Source organism: Massilia sp. CT11-137 (assembly GCF_047302885.1).
In the GTDB taxonomy this organism is placed as follows: Bacteria; Pseudomonadota; Gammaproteobacteria; order Burkholderiales; family Burkholderiaceae_D; genus Telluria; species Telluria orientalis.
On sequence record NZ_JBKYMP010000002.1, the window covers coordinates 350,890 to 375,125 of the forward strand.

At 66.4% G+C, this 24,236-nt stretch carries 17 protein-coding genes; 13 read left to right on the plus strand and 4 right to left on the minus strand.

Annotation, left to right across the window (positions count from 1 at the left end):
* Positions 1–9: 9 nt before the first annotated feature.
* The 11 genes from ACEN98_RS18330 (at position 10) to ACEN98_RS18380 (ending at position 14,876) form a co-directional block, all read left to right on the plus strand.
* Positions 10–1,980, plus strand: coding sequence for a type VI secretion system Vgr family protein (locus ACEN98_RS18330; RefSeq protein ID WP_413386266.1), 1,971 nt, complete (start codon positions 10–12; stop codon positions 1,978–1,980).
* 7 nt (positions 1,981–1,987) lie between these two features.
* Positions 1,988–2,812 (plus strand): hypothetical protein, encoded by an 825-nt coding sequence (locus tag ACEN98_RS18335; protein WP_413386267.1) that lies wholly within the window; start codon positions 1,988–1,990, stop codon positions 2,810–2,812.
* A 37-nt stretch (positions 2,813–2,849) separates the two neighbouring features.
* A complete protein-coding gene (locus ACEN98_RS18340) occupies positions 2,850–3,728 on the plus strand; it encodes a DUF3365 domain-containing protein (protein ID WP_413386268.1) in 879 nt (292 codons plus the stop codon).
* A gap of 14 nt (positions 3,729–3,742) precedes the next feature.
* The gene (locus ACEN98_RS18345; RefSeq protein ID WP_413386269.1) at positions 3,743–5,218 is read left to right on the plus strand and encodes a serine/threonine-protein kinase; all 1,476 of its coding nucleotides are present in this window, start codon (positions 3,743–3,745) and stop codon (positions 5,216–5,218) included.
* A 44-nt stretch (positions 5,219–5,262) separates the two neighbouring features.
* Complete coding sequence (tagH, locus tag ACEN98_RS18350) at positions 5,263–6,750, plus strand: type VI secretion system-associated FHA domain protein TagH (RefSeq protein ID WP_413386270.1); 1,488 nt, start codon at positions 5,263–5,265, stop codon at positions 6,748–6,750.
* Between the two features lie 36 nt (positions 6,751–6,786).
* A complete protein-coding gene (gene tssK / locus ACEN98_RS18355; protein WP_413386271.1) occupies positions 6,787–8,118 on the plus strand; it encodes a type VI secretion system baseplate subunit TssK in 1,332 nt (443 codons plus the stop codon).
* A 21-nt stretch (positions 8,119–8,139) separates the two neighbouring features.
* On the plus strand, positions 8,140–9,447 hold the full coding sequence (locus ACEN98_RS18360; protein WP_413386272.1) for a DotU family type VI secretion system protein: 1,308 nt from the start codon (positions 8,140–8,142) through the stop codon (positions 9,445–9,447).
* A 19-nt stretch (positions 9,448–9,466) separates the two neighbouring features.
* Positions 9,467–12,991, plus strand: a complete 3,525-nt coding sequence (gene tssM / locus ACEN98_RS18365) for a type VI secretion system membrane subunit TssM (protein ID WP_413386273.1) — start codon at positions 9,467–9,469, stop codon at positions 12,989–12,991.
* Complete coding sequence (gene tagF / locus ACEN98_RS18370) at positions 12,988–13,605, plus strand: type VI secretion system-associated protein TagF (protein ID WP_413386274.1); 618 nt, start codon at positions 12,988–12,990, stop codon at positions 13,603–13,605. The genes tssM and tagF overlap by 4 nt, the downstream gene beginning before the upstream one ends.
* A gap of 97 nt (positions 13,606–13,702) precedes the next feature.
* A complete protein-coding gene (locus ACEN98_RS18375) occupies positions 13,703–14,341 on the plus strand; it encodes a DUF3313 family protein (RefSeq protein ID WP_413386275.1) in 639 nt (212 codons plus the stop codon).
* Positions 14,342–14,366: 25 nt separating this feature from the next.
* Entirely contained in the window at positions 14,367–14,876 is a 510-nt protein-coding gene (locus tag ACEN98_RS18380) for a nuclear transport factor 2 family protein (RefSeq protein WP_413386276.1), read from the plus strand.
* A gap of 9 nt (positions 14,877–14,885) precedes the next feature.
* On the opposite strand, the gene ACEN98_RS18385 is transcribed toward ACEN98_RS18380, so the two are convergent.
* Positions 14,886–16,019 (minus strand): choice-of-anchor Q domain-containing protein, encoded by a 1,134-nt coding sequence (locus ACEN98_RS18385; protein ID WP_413386277.1) that lies wholly within the window; start codon positions 16,017–16,019, stop codon positions 14,886–14,888.
* Positions 16,020–16,188: 169 nt separating this feature from the next.
* Between ACEN98_RS18385 and ACEN98_RS18390 the strand changes: the two genes are divergently transcribed.
* Positions 16,189–17,655: an FAD-binding oxidoreductase gene (locus tag ACEN98_RS18390; protein ID WP_413386278.1), complete on the plus strand. Its 1,467-nt coding sequence runs from the start codon at positions 16,189–16,191 to the stop codon at positions 17,653–17,655.
* Here the strand turns inward: ACEN98_RS18390 and ACEN98_RS18395 are convergent.
* From ACEN98_RS18395 to ACEN98_RS18405, 3 genes are all read right to left on the minus strand, one after another.
* Positions 17,630–19,153: an ATP-binding protein gene (locus ACEN98_RS18395; RefSeq protein ID WP_413386279.1), complete on the minus strand. Its 1,524-nt coding sequence runs from the start codon at positions 19,151–19,153 to the stop codon at positions 17,630–17,632. The two genes, ACEN98_RS18390 and ACEN98_RS18395, sit on opposite strands and share 26 nt — an antisense overlap.
* A 191-nt stretch (positions 19,154–19,344) precedes the next feature.
* Entirely contained in the window at positions 19,345–20,820 is a 1,476-nt protein-coding gene (locus ACEN98_RS18400) for an alanine/glycine:cation symporter family protein (RefSeq protein ID WP_413386280.1), read from the minus strand.
* Positions 20,821–20,843: 23 nt separating this feature from the next.
* Complete coding sequence (locus tag ACEN98_RS18405) at positions 20,844–22,118, minus strand: putative Na+/H+ antiporter (RefSeq protein WP_413386281.1); 1,275 nt, start codon at positions 22,116–22,118, stop codon at positions 20,844–20,846.
* A gap of 163 nt (positions 22,119–22,281) precedes the next feature.
* On the opposite strand from ACEN98_RS18405, the gene ACEN98_RS18410 reads away from it, so the two are divergent.
* Positions 22,282–24,195 carry a glycoside hydrolase family 2 protein gene (locus tag ACEN98_RS18410; RefSeq protein ID WP_413386282.1) on the plus strand — a complete coding sequence of 638 codons (1,914 nt, stop codon included), beginning with the start codon at positions 22,282–22,284 and terminating at the stop codon, positions 24,193–24,195.
* Positions 24,196–24,236 lie beyond the last annotated feature (41 nt).

Sequence of the window (24,236 nt, forward strand, 5' to 3'; positions counted from 1 at the left end):
GTCAGCGCAATGCCTCTCCTGCCTACCCAAGCCCATCGTGAAGTCGCCGTCAGCAGTGTCCTCGGCGGCGACGTGCTGCTGTTCAAGAGCATGCAATGCAGCGAGGCGCTGGGACGCCTGTCGGAATTCCGCATCGAGCTGGCGTCCAGGCGCGGCGACATCGGGATCGCCGACGTCCTGGGCACCGGCATGACGGTGAGCGTCGACCTGCCGCAGGGCGGCAAGCGGCACTTCCACGGCATCGTCACGCGCTTTGCCTACCAGGGCTGGCGCGACGGTTTGCCGTCCTACCTCGCCATCGTGCGTCCGGCCCTGTGGCTGCTGACGCGCAGCACCAACTGCCGCATCTTCCAGGGCCTGGACGCAATCGCGATCGTCAAGGACGTCATCGAGGAATACGGTGCGATCGCGCTGGACGAGAGCCGGGTGACCACGACGCCGGCGTCGCGCGAATACTGCGTCCAGTACCGCGAGTCCGACTTCGACTTCGTCTGCCGCCTGCTGGAGGAAGAGGGCATCTACTTCTACTTCACGCATGCGGACGGCGAGCACACGATCGTGCTGGCCGACGGCTACGGTGCGCACGATACGGTGAGCGGCTACGACACCATCCCGTTCTGCGACGAGGAGATGACGTCCAACGCACTGGGAGAGGCGGTAACGCGCTTGAATCCGGGCGGCGAGATCCAGCCGAGCATGATGGTGCTGGACGATTTCGATTTCGAGAAGGCGTCGTCGAGCCTCAGCGGCGGCCTGGTGGCCAAGGCCAGCGTGCCCGCGCCGTTCGGGCAGAAGAGCTACGAACACTACGATTATCCCGGCCGCTACAACGTCACCGCGACCGGCGACGGCTTCGCCCGCGCGCGCATGGAGGCATTGCACGGGCAGGGCGAACGGATCGAGGCCGCCGCGAGCGCGCGCGGCGTGACGACGGGCGCGCTGTTCTCGCTGTCCGGCCATCCGCGCGACGACCAGAACCGCACGTTCCTGGTGACGTCGGCCGAGACGTCGATCACCGGCGTCGACTATCTCTCCAACGGGGGCGGCAACGGCGTCAGGTTCGAATGCAGTTTCGTGGCGATCGGCAAGGAACACAGCTACCGTCCACCGCCGACGGCGCGCAAGCCCATCGTGCAGGGGCCGCAGACGGCAATGGTGGTCGGCAAGGCGAACGAGGAGATCTGGACCGACAAGTACGGCCGCATCAAGGTGCAGTTCCACTGGGAGCGCGACGGCAAGTCGGACGAGACCAGCTCGTGCTGGGTGCGCGTGCAGCAGGGCTGGGCCGGCAAGGGCTGGGGCATGATGTTCGTGCCGCGCGTCGGCATGGAAGTCGTCGTCAGCTTCCTCGAGGGCGACCCGGACCGGCCGCTCGTGACGGGCTGCGTCTACAACAGCGACAGCATGCCGCCGTACACGCTGCCGGCCGACCAGACGAAATCGACGATCAAGTCCAACACGTCGAAGGGCGGCAACGGCTTCAACGAGATCCGCTTCGAGGACAAGAAGGACAGCGAAGAGATCTTCGTGCAGGCCGAGAAGGATTTCAACCGCGTCGTGAAGAACAACGACACGCTGAAGGTCGGCTTCGAGAAGAAGGACAAGGGCGACCAGACCATCGAGATCGCCAACGACCAGAGCCTCGACGTGGGCAACGACCGCAAGGTGCACGTCAAGAACGACCAGACCGTCGCCATCGACAACAACCTGTCCACGACGGTCAAGAACGACGAGACGCGCAAGGTCGACAACAACCAGAGCGTCAAGGTCGGCAACAAGATCGTCATCGAGGCGAATACGTCGATCGAGCTGAAGGTCGGCGGCAGCAGCATCAAGATCGAGGCGGCCAAGATCACGATCAAGGCGCCGGAGATCGCCGTGCAGTCGGATGCGAACACGGAAATCAAGGCGGGTGCGATGATGCAGGTGAAGTCGGGTGCCGTGATGACCATCGAAGGCGCGCTCGTGAAGATCAATTGAGGCTGCCATGCGATTCCGGATTCTTTTTGCCTGCCTGATGCTCGTCGCCACCGCCCCGCAGGCCGCGGAGCCGCGCGCCGTGCTGACCCTGGCCGAGCAGCCGGTGCGCCTGATCCGCGGCGCGGCCGTGTACAAGGCCGGCAGCGGCGTCGCGGTGCAGAAGGACGACATCCTCGAGACGGAGGCCGCCGGCGCGCAGGTCGAGGCGGGCGCGGACGCGATCGTCGCGCTGGGCCCGCAGAGCCGCGTGCTCGTCGCGAGCATGGCGGCGGACGGCAACTCGCCTGTCGAGCTGGAACTGCTGCAGGGCTGGGCCAAGGTGTATGCGAAAGGGCGTCGCGCCGTGGTCGTCACGCCCGCATTGCAGGTGACCGTGCCGACCGGTTCCACGATCGTTCATGCGGGCGGCGGCCTGGAGGCCGTGTTCGCGGAAGAGGGCGAGCAGCAGGTTTCCAGGGCCGGCACGGTACTGAAACTCGCCGTCGAACAATACGCGGGCATCGACGCCGACAAGCGGCAACTGGTGACGAGCCGCCCGCCGCGCGCCTTCGTGAGCGCAATGCCGCTGGCCTTCCGCGACCACCTGGCGCGCGTACCCGGCGTCAAGAATGCCGGCAAGGTGGCCCCCGTGAAGGAACGCGACGCCGCGTATGCCGATGTCGACGACTGGCTGGCGTCGACGCTGCCGGCGCGCAGGCGCTTCGTGGCGCGGTTCAAGCCGCGCCTGCTTGATCCGGACTTCCGCAAGCAGCTCGACCGCGCGCTCGGCCAGGGCCCGGACTGGAAGCCGGTGCTGCACCCGGCCCGGCGTTCGGACAATGGACTGTTCTGACGCCGCGCCACCAGGAATTCAATCAGGAGAACACAACATGAAACTTTCGATCGCCGCCAAATTCAACCTGGTGTTCGTGTCGATCTTCGCCGTCGGCTTCCTCGCCGCCGGCGTCGTCGCGGACCGCCTGCTCAAGGAGAGCGCGCGCGAGGAAACCGTGCAGAACGCACGCCTGCTGCTGGAAGCGGCCAAGAGCGTGCGCGGCTACACCGCGAGCCAGATCCAGCCGCTGCTGAAGAACCAGATGAAGTTCGAGTTCCACCCGCAGTCGGTGCCGTCGTATTCCGCCGTCGAAAACCTGAACGTGATCCTGAAGTCGTACCCGGACTTCTCGTACAAGGAAGCGACGCTGAACCCGACCAATTTGCGCGACAAGGCGTCGGATTGGGAAGTGGACGTGGTGCAGACGCTGCGCAACAAGCCGGACATGAAGGAATTCGTCGGCGAACGCGATACCGCGACGGGCCGCAGCCTGTACATCGCGCGCCCGCTGCAGATCAAGGATCCGGTCTGCCTGGGCTGCCACACGACGGCCGCCGAAGCGCCGAAGACCATGGTCGACATCTACGGCCCGAACAACGGCTTCGGCTGGAAGCTGAACGAAGTGGTGGGCGCGCAGGTGATCTCGGTGCCGATGGCCGTGCCGCTGGCGCGCGCCAACTCGATTTTCAAGACGTTCATGGCGTCGCTGTTCGGCGTGTTCGTCGCCGTCTTCGTCGCGCTCAACGTGATGGTGCACCTGTTCGTCACGCGCCGCATCAAGCGCCTGGCGACGGTCGCGGACGACGTCAGCATGGGCAAGTTCGAGGCGGACGAATTCGACGTCAAGGGCAATGACGAGATCAGCGGCCTGGGTCGCTCGTTCAACCGCATGCGTACGAGCCTGAACAGCGCGCTGAAGATGCTGGAAGAGTAAGCAGGACAAAGTCAATGGCAACAATCGACAGGATAGGCAAGTACCGCATCGACGGCGTGCTGGGAAGCGGCGCCATGGGTGTGGTCTACAAGGCGTACGACGCCGACATCGCGCGCACGGTCGCGCTCAAGACGATCAGGCACGAGCTGCTGGACGGCCTGCAGGACGGCCTGCACGAACAGGACATCGTCGCCCGCTTCCGCAACGAAGCGCAGGCGTCGGGGCGCCTCGTGCACCCGAACATCGTCGCCGTGTACGACTTCGGCGCGTACGCCGACACGACGTACATCGCGATGGAATATGTGGACGGCACGCCGCTCAATGCGTTCCTCGTCAAGGACGTGCCGATGGACCTCGCGGCCAGCATCACCTGCATCACGCAGCTGCTGCGCGCGCTCGACTACGCGCATGCGCGCGGCGTCGTCCACCGCGACATCAAGCCCGCCAACATCCTCATCACGGGCGACGCTCAGGTCAAGATCACTGACTTCGGCATCGCCAAGATCGAGTCGTCGACCCTGACGCAAGTGGGTGCCGTGATCGGCACGCCCAGCTACATGTCGCCCGAACAGTTCAAGGGCGAGACCGTCGACGGCCGCTCCGACCTGTTCGCCGTCGGCATCGTGCTGTACCAGATGCTGACGGGCGTGCGGCCGTTCAGCGGGCCGGCGTCGACCGTCATGCACCAGATCATCCACGAGATGCCGCCGCGCCCGAGCGAGCGCCAGCCGTCGCTGAATCCCGCGTTCGACGCGGTGCTCGCGAAGGCGATGGCCAAGCGCATCGAAGACCGCTACCCGAACGCGCAGGCTTTCCTGGACGCGCTGAACGCCGCGTACATGCAGCAAACGGGCGGCGTGCCGCTCACCGACGAGGACAACGAGCGCACCGTGCTCGCGTTCCAGCGCCCGGCCGCGCCCGAGCCGGCGCGGCCCGCGCATCCCACCGGCGCGTCGCAGAGCATGCCGGCGACGGGCAGCGCCTCCAGCCTGACCAGCGCGCCGGAGTGGCTGCACGGCCTGGCCCCGGACCTGCAGACGGCGCTGTCGACGCAGATCGGCCCCGTCGCGAAACTGGTGCTCAAGAACGCGGCGCGCGATGCCGCCGACCTGGACGATTTGTGCAACCGCCTGCTGCCGCACATCGGTTCCGATGCGGGCCGCACGCAGTTCCGGGACAGCGTCCGCGAGATCAAGAAGAAGCACGGCCTGTCCACGCTGGCCACGATGAGCGGCCGCAGCCAGGCCGGTGCGCCGAAGACGCAACTGACGCAGATGACGGGCATGCCGACGCTGCTGCAACTGAGCCCCGAGCAGATGGAGGCGGCGCAGATGAAGCTGGCCGTGTACGTGGGCCCGATCGCGAAAGTGCTGGTCAAGCGCGCGTCCAGGATGACGGGCAATGCCGACGAGTTCTATCGGCTGCTGGCCGAAAACCTGCCGGACCCGCAGGAACGGGCACGCTTTTTGAAGGATGTGGGGCGGAGTTGAGTCACCATGCAACTGTATAATCGATCGATTCCTTCAGGACCCCAATGCCCATCACTCTGAGCGTCTACATGTACCGCAACGCGGCGCCGGCCCAGGCGCTGACGCGGCGCTTCGACCAGCTGGGCGGCGCCATCGGCCGCGCGCCCGGCAACGACCTGGTGCTCGACGATCCCGGCAAGTACATCTCGCGCCTGCATGCGCGCGTCGAATACCGCGACGAGGGCTTCTGGCTCGTCGACGTCGGCAGCAACCCGAGCCTCGTCAACGACCGCCCCGTCGGCACCGGCCGCTCCGTGCAGCTGGAAGACGGCGACCGCGTCACCATCGGCGACTATCAATTGCTGGTCAGTGTGGAGAGCGAGGCGACGGCGTTCATGCCGGCCGCAGCGCCTGCACCTTTGCCCGCGTCGCCGCTGCAGGTTGCGCCACCGCCACCGCCGGTCACGCCCGACCTGCCGATGAATCCGGACGATTCGCTGGCGAATGCCGGCATCCTGGACGTGGGCGGCGATCCGCTGAACCCGAGCTTCGATCCGCTCGGCCTGAATCTGTTCGGCAGTCCGGCGCCAGCCGCCGCGCCCGCGCCCAGCGTGCCGGCCTGGCGCGGTGCCGAGAGCGATCACGTGCCGCCGGAGCAGTTGCCGTTTGCGGCGCCGCCTGCGCCCGCGCCTGTGCCGAGCTTTGCGGCGCCCCAGCCGCGGGCCGCAGCGGCGATCGCGATCCCGGACGATTACGATCCGCTGGCTGACTTCTTGCCGCCACGTGTGCAGGCAGCACCGGCGCCGGTGTCCGCGCCGGCACCGCTGCCGGCCGAACAGGCCGAAGCGACCGCGTTCGCACCGAGCGCGCCGCCCGTGACGGCACCGCCCGTGATGCCCGCGCCGCCGCCACCGCCGCCCGTGCCGGCTGCACCCCGTGCTCCGGGCGCCACGGCCGCGGACGACCCGGTGATCCAGGCCCTGATGCGCGGCCTGGGTCTCTCCGAACTGAACACGAAGCGCAGCGCCGAGGAGATCGCGGAACTGGCCGGCGCCATGCTGCGCGAAGCGACGGCCGGCACGATGGGCGTGCTGATGGGCCGTGCCATGACCAAGCGCGAGAGCCGCCTGGACATGACGATGATCTCGGCCGCCGCCAACAATCCGCTGAAATTCTTCCCGGACGCGGACAGCGCGCTGACGCAGATGATCAACGGGACGATGCCGGGCTATATGCAGCCGGCGCGCGCGTTCGCCAACGCGTTCGACGACCTGAAGGCGCACGAGCTGGCGATCATGGCCGGCATGCGCGCGGCGCTGGAAGGCGTGCTCGCCCGCTTCGACCCGGCCGCCATCGAGGCGCGGCTGCAGGTGCCGACCGTGATGGACAAGATGCTCGCGGCGAACCGCAAGGCCAAGATGTGGGACCGATTGGTCGAGCTGTACACGCAAATGGCCGTTGAGGCGGACAGCGATTTCCATCGCCTGTTCGGCGAAGCGTTCGGCAAGGCCTACGAGGAACAGGTCGCGCGGCTGCGCCAGGCGCGCCGCTGACCTCCCATCAACCGATACTCCAACCACTGCCAACGAATGTCCTGGAATAGTAAAGTCATCTGGTCGGAGGGCATGCTGCTGCAGCCCCAGCACCTGCAACAGCACGACCGCTACCTGCACAGCGTGATCGAACAACGGGTCGCGGGCGTGCGCGCCTACGCGTGGGGTTTCACGAAGCTGGTCATCGACGAACAACTGCTCGCCCAGGGCAAGCTCGCGCTGCTGGCGGCGAGCGCCGTGCTCCCGGACGGCACCACGCTGAACCTGCCGCAGGACGACGCGCTGCCCGAGCCGCTCGACATCCCCGACGATGCGCGCGACGCGCTGATCGTGCTGGCGCTGCCGCTGCGCCGCATGGGCATCGCGGAGACCGGCGACGATCCGGGCCCCGACAACTTCGCGCGCCACCGCCCCGTCGACTACGAGGCGATGGACAGCAATGGCCTGGACAACAGCGCGCTGATGCAGGTGGGCAGCCTGCGCCTGCGCGTCGCGCTGGAGAAGGATGTCGTCAACGCCTACACGACCCTCGGCATCGCGCGCGTGATCGAGCGCCGGCCGGACAACCGCGTCGTGCTCGATCCCGCGTACTGCCCGCCGTGCCTGGACTTCCGCGTCGCGCCGCGCCTGTCGGCCTTTGCCGATGAACTGGTCGGCCTGCTGGGCCAGCGTGCGCAGGCGCTGGCCGGACGCTTGAGCCAGCCCGGCGTCGCGGGCGCCGCCGAGATCGCGGACTTCCTGATGCTGCAGCTCCTGAACCGCAGCCTGCCGCTGTTCGGCCACCTGGCCGGCATGACGGGCCTGCATCCGGAGCGGCTGTATGCGGAACTGGCCCAGCTGGCCGGCGAACTGTCGACGTTCAGCCGGCCGGACAAGCGCGCCGCCACGTATCCCGTGTACCGTCACGACCGGCTGAACGAAAGCTTCGCGCCGCTGATCGAGGACGTGCGTGCGGCGCTGTCGCTCGTCGTCGACCCGCGCGCCGTCGCGCTCGCGCTGGAAGAGCGCCAGTTCGGCATCCGCGTCGCCGTCGTGCCGGACAAGGAATTGCTGCGCACCGCGACGTTCGTGCTCGCGGTGAACGCGCACATGCCGCCGGAAGCCGTGCGCAGCGGCTTCCCGGCCATGGTCAAGATCGGGTCGATCGAAAAGATCCGTGACCTGGTCAACCTGCAGCTGCCGGGCATCGCCCTGCGCGCGCTGCCCGTGGCGCCGCGCCAGCTGCCGTTCCACGCCGGCTACACGTATTTTGAACTCGACAAGGCGGGCGAGCACTGGACCCAGCTGCAGAACTCCGTCGGCTTCGCGATGCACATCCCGAACGAGTACCCGGGCCTGCAGATGGAGTTCTGGGCCATCCGCAAATAAGCAAATGAGCAGGAGGACCGCTTGAGCGATCCAACGAACCCCATGCAGGACCCCGACCGCACCGTGCTGGTGCCCGCACCCGGCGGGCGCCGCACGGCCCCGAGCCAGCCGCCGGCTGCCGAGCCGCCGCGTCCCCAATCCGCCGGCGCACCGGCGCAACTGCACGGCGTGGGCCTGAATCCGCTCGTGCGCGCCGCGAATCCGCTGCTCGACCTCGTGCCGCCGCTGCGCCGCATGGCGTCGCATCCGGACGTGGAAGCGCTGCGCATGCAGCTGATCCAGGCGATCAAGACGTTCGAGACCAGCGCCAAGGCCGCGCACGTGAACCACGACCAGATCGCGGCCGCGCGTTACTCGCTGTGCACCCTGCTGGACGAGACCATCTCGTCGACGCCGTGGGGCGGTGGCGGCGTGTGGGCCAGCCGCAGCCTGCTCGTCGCGTTCCACAACGAGGCGTTCGGCGGCGAGAAGTTCTTCCTGATCCTGCAGAAGCTGTCGCAGGCGCCGAAGGACAACGTCGATGCGCTGGAGCTGATGTATCTGTGCCTCGCGCTTGGCCTGGAAGGGCGCTACCGCGTCATCGACAACGGCCGCAGCCAGCTGGACGCGCTGCGCGAACGCCTGCAGCAGCTGATCGCGCAGCAGAAGACGCCGGTCGAAACCGAGCTGTCGCCGCACTGGAAAGGCGCCACCGGCAAGGGCGAGCCGCTGTGGCGCATGGTCCCCGTCTGGATCATGGCCGCCGGCGCCGCGGTCATCCTGATCCTGCTGCAGCTGTTCCTCGGCCATCGCCTGGGCAATGCGTCCGATCCGGTGTTCGCGAACCTGCTGTCGCTGAAGACCGCGCCGCCGCCGGTCGCGACGCCTGCCGCTCCGGCACCGGCCGTGCCGCGCCTGGCCGGCTTCCTTGCACCGGAAATCGCGCAAGGCCTCGTCACCGTCGTCGACAGCGCCGACCGCTCGGTCGTCACCCTGCGCGGCGACGGCGTGTTCGCATCGGGCAGCGGCGACGTCTCCGGGGCATACCTCGGCCTGCTGGGCCGCATCGGCGACGCGCTGAAGACCGTGCCCGGCAAGGTGATCGTCGTGGGCCACACGGACAATACGAAACCCGGCCTGTCGGCGCGCTTCCCGTCCAATTACGAACTCTCGAAGGCCCGCGCGACCGCCGTGCGCGACCTGCTGGCCGAACGCGCCGGCCCGGAAGCGCGCTACAGCGTGGAGGGCCGCGGCGACTCCGAACCGCTCGCGTCGAACGACACGCCGGCCGGCCGCTCGCGCAACCGCCGCGTGGAGATCGTCCTGCTGACGCCTGCCACCGCACCTTGAGACCCACACGACAACCGCAATGAAAAAGTTCTTCACCTGGCTGATCAAGCCCGCCGTGCTGGCCTTCCTGGGCGCGCTGCTGCTCGCGCTGGTCATCTGGTTCGAGTTACCGTTGGTGTCCTACGACGGCCATTATCCGTTCGCATCGGAGACGGTGCGCTGGACGTTCATCCTCATCGTCTTCGCGCTGTGGGCCGGCTGGCTGGGCTGGCGCTGGTTCAAGGCGTGGCGCGCCAACCGCGAACTGATGAAGAGCGTGGCCGGCGAGGATGCGAAATCCGCGCCCGCACCCGAGGAAGGCGCCGCCGAAGTGGCGCAGCTGAACAAGCGCATGCAGGACGCCATCGCGATCCTGAAGAAGGCGAAGACGGGCGGCAAGGGCGGCCTGTACCAGCTGCCGTGGTACATGTTCATCGGCGCGCCGGGCAGCGGCAAGACGACGGCGCTGACGCAGTCCGGCCTGAAATTCCCGCTCGCCGACGCGCTGGGCAAAGGCGGCGTCAAAGGCGTGGGCGGCACGCGCAACTGCGACTGGTGGTTCACGGACGACGCCGTGCTGCTCGATACGGCCGGCCGCTACACGACGCAGGACAGCAACGCCGGCGCCGACAAGGCCGCATGGACGGGCTTCCTGCAACTGCTGAAAAAATACCGCCGCCGCCGTCCCATCAACGGCGTGATCGTTACCGTGCCCCTACGCGACCTGCTGCAGGACACGGAAGCAGAAGGTCGAGCAAATGCGCAAGCGATCCGCGACCGCCTGAAGGAACTGCATGATCAATTGGGCGTGCGCTTTCCGGTCTACGTGCTCGTGACGAAGTGCGACCTGCTGGGCGGCTTCGTCGAATTCTTCGATGCGCTGGGCCGCGAGGAACGCGCGCAGGTGTGGGGCATGACGTTCCCGCTGCAGGACGGCATGGATGGCGACGCCGCGCTTGCCGCGTTCCCCGCCGAATTCGAACAGCTGGAACAGCGCCTGCAGGAACGCGTGCTGGCGCGCATGCAGCAGGAGCGCGATCCGCACAAGCGCGCGCTCGTCTACAGCTTCCCGCAGCAGTTCGCCGGCATCGAGGACGTGTTGAAACGCTTCCTGGACGACGTGTTCGCATCGAACCGCTACGAACGCCAGGCGCTGCTGCGCGGCGTGTACTTCAGCAGCGGCACGCAGGAAGGCAGCCCGCTGGACCGCGTGATGAGTGCGATGGCCGCGTCCTTCGGCCTGGAGAGACAAGCGCTGGCGCCGAACGCCGCCAGCGGCCGCAGCTACTTCATCACGAACCTGCTGCAGCAGGTGATTTTCCCCGAGGCCGAACTGGCCGGCGTGAACCACGCGCTGGAGAAGCGCCGGCGCGTGATCCAGTGGGGCGCGGTTGCGGCAATCGCCGTCGCCTTCGTACTGCTGGGGGCCGGCATGATCACGAGCTATGTGCGCAACCGCGCGTACGTCGCCGACATGGAAGCGAAATCGGCGGACATCGCCAAGCAGGTGGCGGCATTGCCCGCGCAGGGATCGACGGTGCAACTGCTGCCCGTGCTGGACGCCTTGCGCACGCTGCCGGGCGGCTACGACGACCGCGACAAGGGCGCGCCGCTGTTGAACCGCTTCGGCCTGTACCAGGGCGACAAGCTGGGCGAGGCCGCGCGCATCGCCTACCGCAAGGTGCTGCAGGACACGCTGCTGCCGCGCCTGCAGCAGCGCATGGAAGACCAGCTGCGCAGGAGCGCGGCCAACAGTCCCGAGTACCTGTACGAAGTGCTGCGCGTCTATCTGATGCTGGGCGACGCGAGCCACTTCGACGCCGAATCCGTCGCCGCGTGGGCCGCGCTGGACGATGCGCGCAACCTGAAGGACGCGAACGACGATCAAAAAGCAGCGCTGGCCGCGCACGAGCTGGCGCTGATGGAAAACTTCCGCGACGGCCAGGCGATGCCGCGGCTGGATCCGCAACTGATCAGCGATACGCGATTGACGCTGGCGCGCATGCCGCTCGAACAGCGCGTCTACAACCGCCTGAAGCGCCAGCTGATGCGCGAGAAGCTGCCGGAATTCAGCCCCGCCAGCGCGGGCGGACGCGAGGCCGCGAACGTCTTCGTCCGCAAGAGCGGAGAGCCGATCACGCGCGGCGTGAACGGCATGTACTCGCCCGCCGGCTACGCGCGATTCCTCGAGATGAGCAACGAAGCCGTCGACGACGTCGAGAAGGAACGCTGGGTGCTCGCGCAGCAGGAAGCGACGCAGGCCGGCAACCGCGACCAGGTCCGCCAGGCCGTGCTGCGCCTGTACTACGACGACTACATCGCGCAATGGGATGCGCTGCTGGCCGACGTGAGCCTGCGTCCGTTCGGCACGCTGGAGCAGGGCGCGCGCATCACCAATTTGCTGTCCGGCGCGGAGTCGCCGATGCGTAAATTCCTCGTCGCGGCCAGCAAGGAGACGACGCTGGGCGGCACGAAGGCACCCATGGCCGCATCGGTCACGGCCGCCGTCAGGGGCAAGCTGGACGCCTACAAGAAGAAGCTGGAAAGCGCGATGGCCAGCACGGACGATGCCGCGCCCGCCGCACCGGTGAAGGCCGCGAATCCGGTCGACGCGCACTTCGAAGACCTGCACAAGATGACGACGGGGACGCCGTCGCCGCTGGACCAGTCGCTGGGCATGCTGAAGGACGTCGCCGTCTACCTGGACAGCGCCGCCGCCGCCAAGCGCACGGGCGCACCGCCGCCGCCGGGCGACGCGCTCGCGAAAGTGAAGCTGGAAGCGGACGGCAAGCCGGCCCCGCTGGGAACGATGCTGAAGTCGATCGACAACGGCGGCGCGGGCCTCACGTCCGGCAGCGAACGCGAACGCCTGAACGCCTTGTGGACCGCGGGCCCGGCGCAGTTCTGCCGCCAGGCCGTCGCGGGTCGCTACCCGATCGTGAAGTCCGCCGCGCAGGACGTCACCGCCGACGACTTCGGCCGCATGTTCGCGCCGGGTGGCCTGATCGACGACTTCTTCGCGAAGAACCTCGCGCAATACGTCGACATGGGCGGCGCCCAATGGCGCTGGCGCGCGACCGCGAACGACGGCACGCTCGGCATCCCGCAATCCACGCTCGACGAATTCCAGCGCGCGGCAAAAATCCGCGACGCGTTCTTCGCGAACGGCGGCCGCCAGGCCTCGATGCGCTTCGACCTGAAGCCGGTGGCGCTCGACCCGGCCATCACGAAGTTCGTGCTCGACATCGACGGCCAGGCGCTGACCGCGGCGCCGGGCGCGCTGGCGCCGGCATCGTTCCAGCTGCCGAGCGGGAAGGGCAGCGGGCAGGTACGTCTCGACGTCACGCCCGCGAGCGCGCATGGCTCGCTTCACACGGAAGGCCCGTGGGCGTGGTTCCGCATGCTCGACAAGGCGACGGTCGAACCGACGGCGCAGGGCGAGCGCTACAAGGTCACGTTCGATGCCGATGGCCGCAAGGCCGCGCTGGAACTGACCGCGAGCAGCGTCGTCAACCCGTTCCGCCGCGCCGTGCTGGAACAGTTCCGCTGCGTGGACAAGCTGTGACCGGGTACTTCGGCAAGGTCTCCACGCTCGGTGACTTCGTGTCGCGCGGGTTGCCGGACGGGCTGGTGGGGGCCTGGGATGCGTGGCTGCAGCAGTGCATTCACGCGAGCCAGCAGCAGCTTGGGGATCAGTGGCTCAATCACTATCTCACCAGTCCGGTATGGCGGTTTGCGATTGCGCCCGGGGTACTTGGGCCGGAAGGATTGGGCGGCGTGATGATGCCGAGCGTGGATCGCGTCGGGCGCTACTTTCCGCTGATGATCGGTGCTGTCGGTGCGCCGCCGTTGCTGGACTGGTTTCACAAGCATGTGGCGTGGTATGACGCGATCGAGGAGTTGGCGCGGGCGTCGCTGGACCCGGCGTTTGGGCTGGCGCAGTTCGATGGCATGCCGGAGCCTGGGGTGGCGAAGGATGCGCAGCCTGTGCCGGTGAATGGCACATGGCGTTTTGCGCTGGACGAGAACGTGGGCGAGCGTATCGCCGCGGCGGCGTTGCAAGGCCATAGCCTGTGGTGGACGGCGGGTTCGCCGGGCGTTGAACCGACGATGCTCACGTGTGCCGGGATGCCGCGAGCGCAAGGATTTGCAGCGATGTTGGACGGTACCCGGCATTGAACCGTTGAGTGGTTCCCTTGAGGCGCCCCAACTGCCGCCAAGGGTGGACGCGCAAAATTATCAAACCGTATATCCGGTTTGATTGAGGAGTCCATCCATGAACAAGCAAAGCGCATCAATCCGCGGCGGACTGTTGCTGTGCATAGCGGGGGTGCTTTCCGGGTGCGCGACGAACGGCATGACGCGCTCGGGATTCCTCGACACGTATGAGACGCTTGCGCCGACGCGATACGAGCATGTATTGATGTTCCGCGAGCCCGGCTTCGACCCGGGCCGGTACGCCGAAGTCGTGGTGGAACATCCGTTGATCAAGACAAGTTCCGGCCGCATCGAAGGGCTCGACGACGCGCAGCAGCGCGAAGTCCTGGATTATGTCGACGCCGAACTGCATCGTCAGGTGAGCAAGATCCCGGCGGCGCCAGGCGCGGCAGGCCGGGTACGGCTGCGCGTGGCGGTGACCGAACTCCAAACACCCAATCGGATGGTCAATGCGATGACGCTGCTGCTGGTCGGTCCTGTCACAACCGGCGGCGCGAGCCTGGAGTTCGAAGCCGTCGACGACAGCACCGGCCGCCGCATTGGCGCGGCGACCTGCTTCGATCACGGCAACGTCCTCACCGAATTCTTCGCCTCATATACCGTGCTCGGTCACGCCAAGGCCGCGATCACGACGTGCATCGAGCGTATCGATGGCGCGTGGCGGGATACAACGCCCGTGAATACTGCACAGCTATAATTCATGGATTCTTACCGGAGGATTCATGTTCATGCGCGGCTTCGTATCGACATCCATCGCCATGCTTGCCATGGCATCCACCGCCGCGCTGGCCCAGCCGGCCGCCGATACCGCATGGGATGCCGGCGCACGGGCCGCCGACAAGGCCTATTGGGAAGCCTATAACCGCGCCGATCCGGATGGCATGAACGCCTGGCTGGCGTCGGATGTCGAGTTCTATCACGACCGTGGCGGCAAGGTAATCGGCAAGAAGGCGCTGTCCGCGGTGAACGACGGCATGAAGAGCGCGCCGGTCAAATTGCGTCGTGAAGCCGTGCCGGGAACGATCCGCTTTTTCCCGATGCGCCAGGGCGAGACGCTGTATGGCGCGATCGTCACCGGCGAACACCGGTTCTATGCGCGGCCTGCGGGCGCACCCGAGACGCTGGCGGGGCATGCGAACTTTTCGCATCTGATGCTCTTGCAGGGGAAGCAGTGGCGCATCTCACGCATTTTCAGTTACGAGCACGTCGATGCGCCCGCGCCAGCGAAGTAAAGAGCCGTCTTAGAACTCGTAGGCACCGATATCGATGGCCGCGCCACGGGGGCGTGCCACCAGCATCAGGTCGACTCGCGGTGCCGACGTCGACGTACCGCGGTCGATCGCCGGCGAGCTGCTCGACAGGCGATAGTTGCCGGTGCCGTTGGCCTGGTAGGCCACGAACAGCGGATCCGACGAAATCGTGCCGCTGACGCTACCCGCCACGCGCATGGCGGTGCCGCTTTTTGCCACCAGGTTGTTCACATAACGGTTGTTACCGGCCATCTTGCCCAGTTCGACGATGCCATAGGTCGTGTTGTCATACACGACGTTGTTGGCAACGTAGTTGTTGGCCGAACCCGTGGTCGTGCCGGCATCGCCCTGGCCCAGCAGGATGCCGTCCTTGCTGCGGAAGACCGTGTTGTTGACGATCGTCGACGCGGTCGCGCCGTGCCATTGTTGAATGCCGGCCATGGCAACGCCCGAGACGAGGTTGTTCGTGACGACATTGTTTGCGTTCGCGATGTAGATGCCCTGCACGGTATTGCACTTGCCGATCATCGAAGCGCCGATGTTGCGCACCACGTTGCGGTCGATGACGACACCGCCGACCGGGCCATAGGTATCGATGGCCGCGCCGCCGCTGCCGTTGCAACCGCCGCTGATGGTCAGGTCATGGATGAAGTTGTTGGTCATCGTGAGGTTCGCGCCGGCGGCCAGGATGCCGTGTCGGCCCGAGCCGGAGATGTCGAAACCGTCGATATCGACGTAGCTGCCGCGCGAATCCCACGTGATGCCGGTGCCCGACACGATGATCTTCGCGCCCCATTTCACGTCCGAGACGAACTTGATGCGGGCGGTTGCGGTACCGCTCTTGCTCGTCTTGATGCCGGCGTTGTCCAGTGCGGGCGCGGAGACCCGATACGTGCCTGCGGCAACGTGGATGACGGTGCCGGCGCTTGCGAGCGCATCGGCACGCGCGATCGACTTCACCGGCGCGGTTTGCGTTCCGGGGTTCGAGTCGGAGCCGGTTGTGGAGACATACAAATCCTTGGCGACGGCGGAAGCCATCGGGGCCGCCGCGAGCAGCACGACGGCGCCGCAGGACAGGAGAACGTTTGCACGGATGTTGGAAGCGAAAACAGTGGTTTTTTTCATCGGGAGAAGCCTGGCTCAGCAAGTTAATGAGTAAGCTTTGAGGCAGGGAAACTTCCTAAGTTCACTTTTTTTGGCGAAAAATTTCTGTGGCGTAGCAATCCTTCAAGAAAGAAATCGCCGGCTAGTGAGACAATCTTTCTGAACACACCAACATCACCAGGAATTTGGAATGAATGACCGTATGACCCCAGCCCCGGACCAGGGCCTGCCGACACCGTTATTAGCCGAACTGCAAGCCCGCTTCGGCCCCCGTTGCTCGACCGCCGCCGCGGTGCGCGAACAGCATGGCCGCGACGAATCGTCGTTCGTGGACGTGAATCCGCCGGACGCGGTGGTGTTCGCCGAGGACGTCGCGGACGTCCAGGCGCTGCTCGCGTTGGCGGGCCGGTACGCGGTGCCGGTGATCCCGTTCGGCGCGGGGTCGTCGCTGGAAGGTCATCTGCTGGCGGTACGGGGCGGCATCAGCCTGGACGTGAGCCGCATGAACCGCGTGCTCGCCATCGATACCGCGGACATGACGGCCACCGTGCAGCCGGGTGTGACGCGGATGCAGCTGAACCAGGCCCTCAAGGGCACGGGGCTGTTCTTCCCCGTGGATCCGGGCGCGGACGCGTCGATCGGCGGCATGTGCGCCACCCGTGCCAGCGGCACCAACGCCGTACGCTACGGCACGATGCGCGAGAACGTGCTCGCACTGCAGGTCGTCACGGCCGCGGGCGAGATCGTGCATACCGGGACGCGTGCGCGCAAGAGCAGTGCGGGCTACGACCTGACCCGGCTGATGGTGGGCAGCGAAGGCACGCTCGGCGTGTTCACCGAGATCGTCGTGCGCCTGCATCCGCTGCCGGAAGCGCAGTCGGCGGCCGTGTGCTCGTTCCCGGGCATCGCCGACGCGGTGGGCGCCGCGATCGACATCGTCCAATCCGGCATTCCGATCGCGCGCATGGAGCTGATCGACGCGAATACCGTGCGGATGGTGAACCGGTACAGCAAGCTGGATCTGCGCGAAGAACCGATGCTGTTGATGGAATTCCACGGCACGCCGGCTTCCGTGCGCGAACAGGCGGAAACGGTCGAGGCCCTGGCGGGGGAGCACGGCGGCGCGGCGTTTGCCTGGGCGACCGACCCCGAAGCGCGGTCGCGGCTCTGGACGGCGCGCCACCATGCCTATTTCGCGGCCATCGCCTCGCTACCCGGCTGCCGCGCGATCAGCACCGACACCTGCGTGCCGATCAGCCGCCTGGCGGAATGCCTGCTCGAGTCGGTGCGCGAAGCGGACGAGATGGGCGTGCCGTATTCGCTGGTCGGGCATGTCGGCGACGGCAACTTCCATTTCGGCTACCTGATCGATCCGCACCAGCCCGAGCAGCGCGAACGCGCGGAACTGCTCAACGCCCGGCTGGTGGCCCGTGCGATCCGCCTCGACGGCACGTGCTCGGGCGAGCACGGCATCGGCATGCACAAGATGGATTTCCTGGTGCAGGAAGCCGGGCTGCCCGCGGTGGAACTGATGCGGGCCATCAAGCGCGTGTTCGATCCGCAGAACATCCTCAACCCCGGCAAGGTGTTGTGGGGCGCGGCCGAACAGGGCGCGTTGCGGCGCAGCTGGGCTACGTCCGCGGCAACGCCACCCTGAACACGGTTCCCTTGCCCACTTCGCTCTTCACACCAATCGTGCCCTGATGCCCCTGCACGATCCCGTACACGATCGACAGCCCGAGCCCGGTCCCTTTGCCAACGGGCTTCGTCGTGAAGAAGGGTTCGAAGATGTGATCGAGGTGCGCCGGCGCGATCCCGCATCCGTTGTCCTCGATCTCGACCCAGACGACCTTCTCGTCATGGCCGGTGCGCACGATGATCGTGCCCTTGCCCTCGATGGCGTGGGCCGCGTTGATGAGCAGGTTCAGGAAGACCTGGTTGATCTGCGAGGGCAGGCAATACAGCTCGGGGACGCCGGCGTATTCCTTGACGACGTCCGCCTTGTACTTGATTTCGTTCCAGGCCACGTTCAGGGTGCTGTCCAATCCCTGCTCGAGATCGGCCATTTCTTTTTCCGTGCCGCCGGGCCGGGAGAAATCCTTCAGGTTCTGCACGATGTGTTTGACACGCTGCAGGCCTTCCCGCGATTCGGCGAACAGCGCGTCGAGGTCCTGGCGGATGTCGTCCAGCCCGATGTCTTCCTTCATGAAGGCGACCGGAGCGCGCGCGTCGCCCGGCAGCAGCCCTTCGACGCCTTCGAATGCGCTGATGAGCTTCAGGATGTCTTTCGCGTCGCGTTCGAGCGCGCCGAAATTCGAACTGATGAACGCGAGCGGATTGTTGATCTCGTGGGCGACGCCGGCGGCCAGCAGGCCGATCGAGGCCATTTTTTCGGACTGCAGCAGCTGGCCCTGCATGTCGCTCAGCTTGCGGATCAGGACCTGCTGCTGTTCCTTCTCGGCCTCCAGCCGCGCATTGGCCTCTTCCAGTTCCTGCGTGCGCTCGCGCAGGCGCTCTTCCATCTGTTTGCGCTGCGTGATGTCGTAGCCGATGCCGACGATGCCGTTCACCGCGCCGTCCGCGCCGCGCAGCAGCACCTTGGTCGTCACGGTCCAGCCCAATTCGCCCGTGTCCTGGTCCTCGACCAATTCCTCGTAATCGAACAGCGACTGGCCGGAATCCATGACCTGCTTTTCGTCGGCGAAGTATTTGGCCGCCAGCTCGGCCGGGAAGAAATCGTAGTCGGTCTTGCCGATCAGTTGCGGCGGCGTCTCGACGCCGGCCAGGCGGGCCATGCGGTTATTCCCGAACAGGAACCGGCTGTCCCGGTCCTTGGCGTAGATGCGGAAGGGGATGTTGTCGACGAGGGTGTGCAGCAGCGTGTGTTCGAACGCCAGTCCGGTCGCCGACCGGTCTTGCCGGCTCTGTTCCCGCAGGGCCGCGTTCGTCAGCGCGATGGACGCCGCGGTGGCGAGGATGTCGAGCAGCGCGGCGTCGACTGCCTGCGCATGCTCCAGCACGACCATGCCGTCGCCGACCGCGAAACAGGTCGTGTCTCCAATACAGGCCGTCTCGCCGGCGGCCGCCCAGTATCCGCGCTCGGCGCCGCACAGCGACACCGCAACGGCCACCGTTTCCTGCTGCAGTGTCTCCACACTGGCGTCCGCGGTGAGACGACGTAATTCTTGCGCCAGCGCTGCGAGCGCTGGCTCTTCGGTTTTTCTCTCGGAGAAATTTAGTTTCGGCATGGTAATTTATTCTTGCAGGTTCCTCCCGGTAATTACAAATGGTTTCGACGCATTGGGACAAATAGCCACACTCACGCGCCAAATCGATGACGATCTGTTCACACCTTGGCCGCGACCGTCTCCGTGCCTTGCTGGCGGCGGCCGGCAGCCCGCTTGATCCAGTAATCGGCGCGCTCGATGCCCAGCGCGGCCGGATCGAATTCCGGATCCTTGCCCGCCGCGCGCTGCGCTTCGTAGTCGCGCAGGCATTTAAAGGCCACGTTACGCAGCAGCAGGATCGCGGCGATGTTCAGCCAGGCCATCAGGCCGACGCCCAGGTCGCCCAGCGCCCACGCCACGTCGGCCGTCTTCACCGAGCCGTACACGGTCGCGCCGATCATGCAGACCTTGAGCACGAGCGTCATCCATGGGCGGTGCACGGTGCGGTTGATGTACGCGATATTGGTTTCGGCGATGTAGTAATAGGCAACGATTGTCGTGAACGCGAAGAACAGCAGGGCGAGCGCGACGAACAGCGAGCCGAAGCCCGGCATCACGTTTTCCAGCGCCGTCTGCACATAGCCCGGACCCGACGCGACGCCGTGGACGCCCGTGTGGATCGCGGTGCCGTCCGGGCCTTCGACGTTGTACTGGCCGGTGATCAGCAGCATGAAGGCCGTCGCCGAGCACACGAACAGCGTGTCGATGTAGACCGAGAAGCCTTGCACGAGGCCCTGCTTGGCCGGATGGCTGACTTCCGCGGCGGACGAGGCGTGCGGTCCGGTGCCCTGGCCCGCTTCGTTCGAATACACGCCGCGCTTGACGCCCCACTGGATCGCCATGCCGACGATGGCGCCGAAGCCGGCATCGAGGCCGAAGGCCGAGCTGAAGATCAGCGAGAGCACGCCCGGCAGCTGTTGCCAGTTCAGGAAGATGATGACGCAGGCGACGATGATGTACGCGAGCGCCATGAACGGCACGACGATTTCGGCGAAGTGGGCGATGCGCTTGACGCCGCCGAAGATGATGAAGCCGAGGGCGATGGCGAGCAGCGCGGCGGTGACGTTGGCGTCGATGCCGGTGGCGTTGCGCAGGCCTTCCGCGATCGAATTCGCCTGCACGCCCGGCAGCAGCACGCCGGTGGCGAACACGGTGACGACGGCGAAGATCCACGCATACCACTTCATGCCCAGGCCCTTCTCGATGTAGAACGCGGGCCCGCCGCGGAACTCGCGGTGGATTTGCTCCTTGTAGACCTGGCCCAGCGTGGACTCGACGAACGCGGAGCTCGCGCCCAGGAAGGCCACGGCCCACATCCAGAACACGGCGCCGGGGCCGCCGAACGTGATGGCCGTCGCGACGCCCGCGATGTTGCCGGTGCCGACGCGGCCGGCCAGCGTCATGGCCAGCGCCTGGAACGACGATACGCCTTCGGCCGAGCTTTTCCCTTCCATCATGAGGCGCACCATCTCCCCTAGATGACGCAACTGCAGGAAGCGCGAGCGCACCGAAAAATACAGGCCGGCGCCCAGGCACAGGGCGATCAGGGCCGGGCTCCATACGATGCCGTTGATGGCGTTCACCAGGTCGTTCATTGCTTGCGTCTCCAGGTCAGGTATCAGAGGAAGTGCAGGGCCGCCACCGCGATCAGCGTGGGCGGTGTTGCGGCGGCGAGCAGCCCGAGGGGACTGATCGCACGGTCGGGAAAGCTGTCTCTCAGGATCGCGGCGCCGGCCGGGTTGGGCGCGTTGGCGATCAAGGTCAGGCCGCCGCCCGCGACCGCGCCGCCGACGAGGGCGGTCTTGTACGCGAGGCTGAGACCGGGCACCTGGGCGCCGAGGTAGGTGAGGGCGGCATTGTCGGTGATGGCCGTGAGCGCGGTGGTGCCGAAGAACACGGCGTCGGCGCTCATGCTGGTCAGCAGCGGCGCGAGCCACCAGGCCTGCAGGCCGCCGAGCACGACGAGGCCGGCCAGGAAGAAGGCGACGAGCAGCGCCTCGCGCAGGATCAGGTTGTCCTGGTAGCGCTGGTAGGCGGCCGTGAAGCCGAGGAAGAACAGGAAGATGCCCATGAAGACTTGCGGATGATGGGCGAAGACGACGATCAGCACGAGGAACAGCAGGTGCATCGCGATGACCGGCAGCGGCACGGGATCGGCCGCGGCATCCGCCGCATCGCCCAGCGCGAGGAAGGAGCGCCGGAACACGACGAGCAGCAGGATCGTGTTCGTCACGACGGCCAGCGCGGACTTCCAGCCGAAGGTGGCAAGCATGAAGCCGAGGTCCCAGCCCCACGTGGACGCGACCATCAGCACGGGCGGCGCGGCGAACGGCGTCAGGGTGCCGCCGATGGAGACGTTGACGAACAGGACGCCGAGGATGGCGTATTTCAGGCGCGGGCCCGTATCACGTGCTCCCGTTTTGCGGGCGAACACGCCGTCGCGCAGCAGCAGGGCGGCCAGCGTCATCGCGGCCGGTTCGGTGATGAACGCGCCCAGCAGCGGCACGAAGGACAGCACGACGAAGCACAGCGCCATCGTCCGCGGCAGCGGCAGCAGGCGCGCGCCGGTGCGCACGAGCAGATGGGCGAAGTCGAGGATCGGCCGGCTCCCCGCCACGACCATGATCGCGAACACGAACATCGGCTCCGTGAAGTTGCGCGACTCGAGGTAGGCCACGGACTCGTGGCGGCCGGCGACGCCGAACATGAACAGCATCAGCACCATCGCCCAGAATCCGAACACGACTTCCACTTCGCCGAGCAGGTGCCAGATGCCGGCATGGCGCGGGTGCGTGTGCGCGAGGCGCTCGAAATACTTGACGGAGAAGGTGTGGAGGACGGCCACGCCGAACAGCGCGGCACCGATCATTTGCAGGGTCGTGGGTATAAGCATAGGGTCGTGACAAGGCCGCGTGGCGGCCCGACCAGCGCGTAACACCTGTCACGCCGACATGGCGTGAACACCCCTTATCCCGCGAGTATAACGCACGGATTGTAAATCTTGCAGCTGAGCGATGACAGCGCTACCATTCCCTGAATAACCATCAGGAGACACCATGACACACCCGTTTGCCCGGCTGACGGCCGTGCTGCAATTCTCTGTATTGACGCTGGTGGCCTGCGCCGCGCATGCTGCCGCGCACTCCACCGATTCTGTCGACGTCCAACTGGCCGGCCAGCCATCGAAAGCGAGCCACGCCGGCAGCCTGATGGCGCCCACGCAGAACATCTATGCCCGCAGCCACGTGAGCCTGGACGGCCGCTGGAGCTACATCATCGACCCGTACGAGAACGGCTATTACGACTACCGTCACATGCCGTTCGACCAGTCGGACAGCGGCAAGGGCGGCTTCTACGACGACCGCAAGCCGAAGGACAAGACGGAGTGGGTCGAGTACGACTTCGACCACGCGCCCACGATGAAGGTGCCGGGCGACTGGAACTCGCAGGCGGAAAAGCTGCAGCTGTACGAGGGCACCGTGTGGCTGCGCCAGGCGTTCCAGGCCGACCCGAAGCCGGGCAAGCATTACGCGTTGTACTTCGGCGCCGTCAACTACGAGGCGCACGTCTACCTGAACGGTAAAAAACTCGGCATGCACAAGGGCGGCTTCACGCCGTTCCAGTTCGACGTGACGGACAAGCTGGCGAAGGGCCGCAACGTCGTCGTCGTCAAGGCCGACAACACGCGCCACCAGGACGAGATCCCGACCGTGAACACGGACTGGTGGAACTACGGCGGCATCACGCGCGACGTGCTGTTGGCCGAGCTGCCGGCCACGTACATCGCCGACTACAAGGTGCAGCTGGCGAAGGGCGATGCCCGCCGCATCGAAGGGTTCATTCAAATGGCGGGCGACAGCAAGGCGCAGCAGGTGACCGTCAGCATCCCCGAAGCGGGCATCAGGACGACCGTGCGTACCGATGCGAACGGCCGCGCGGCGCTGAACTTCCCGGTGAATAAACTGACGTACTGGTCGCCCGAGCAGCCGAAGCTGTACACGGTGGAGCTGTCCGGCGGCGGCGACAAGGTCGTCGACCGCATCGGCTTCCGCACCATCGAGACGCGTGGCCAGGATATCCTCCTGAACGGCAAGTCCGTGTTCCTGCGCGGGATCTCGATGCATGAAGAGAACCCGCTGATTCCGGGCCGCCCGCGCGGCGCCGGCGACATGCGCATGCTGCTGCAGTGGGCCAAGGAGATGAACTGCAACTACGTGCGGCTCGCGCATTACCCGCACAGCGAAGAGATGATCCGCCTGGCCGACGAGATGGGCCTGATGGTGTGGGCGGAAGTGCCCGTGTACTGGACGATCTCGTGGACCAATCCCGACACCTACGCCAACGCGCACGCGCAGCTGACGGACCTCGTCACGCGCGACAAGAACCGCGCGAGCGTCGTCGTCTGGTCGGTGGGGAACGAGACGCCGATCGGCGGCCCGCGCAATACGTTCATGAGCAATCTCGCCAAGACGGCGCGGTCGCTGGACGACACGCGCCTTGTCGCGGCCGCGCTGGAAATCCACCGCAAGGGCAGCGACATCACGGTGGAGGATCCGCTCGCGGATTATCTCGATCTCGCCAGCTTCAACGAGTACGCCGGCTGGTACTGGGCGAGCAATGCGGAGATGCTGAATTACCGCTTCGACGTCCGCTACAACAAGCCGGTCGTGGTGACGGAATTCGGCGCCGAGGCACTGGGCGGCTACCACGCCGACGCCGACACGCGCTGGAGCGAGGAATACCAGGACACGCTGTACCGCAACCAGTTCAAGATGCTGTCCGCGATCCCGGGCCTGCGCGGGATGACGCCGTGGGTGCTCGTCGACTTCCGCTCGCCGCGCCGCCAGCATCCGTACTACCAGGATTTCTGGAACCGCAAGGGCCTGGTCACGGACGCCGGCAAGAAGAAGCTCGCGTTCTGGACCATGAAGCAGTTCTACGACGACGTCCAGCGCAAGTACGCGCATTGATCGCGGTTTGGTGCGTAGCGGGCAACACGGTGCGCCCGCCC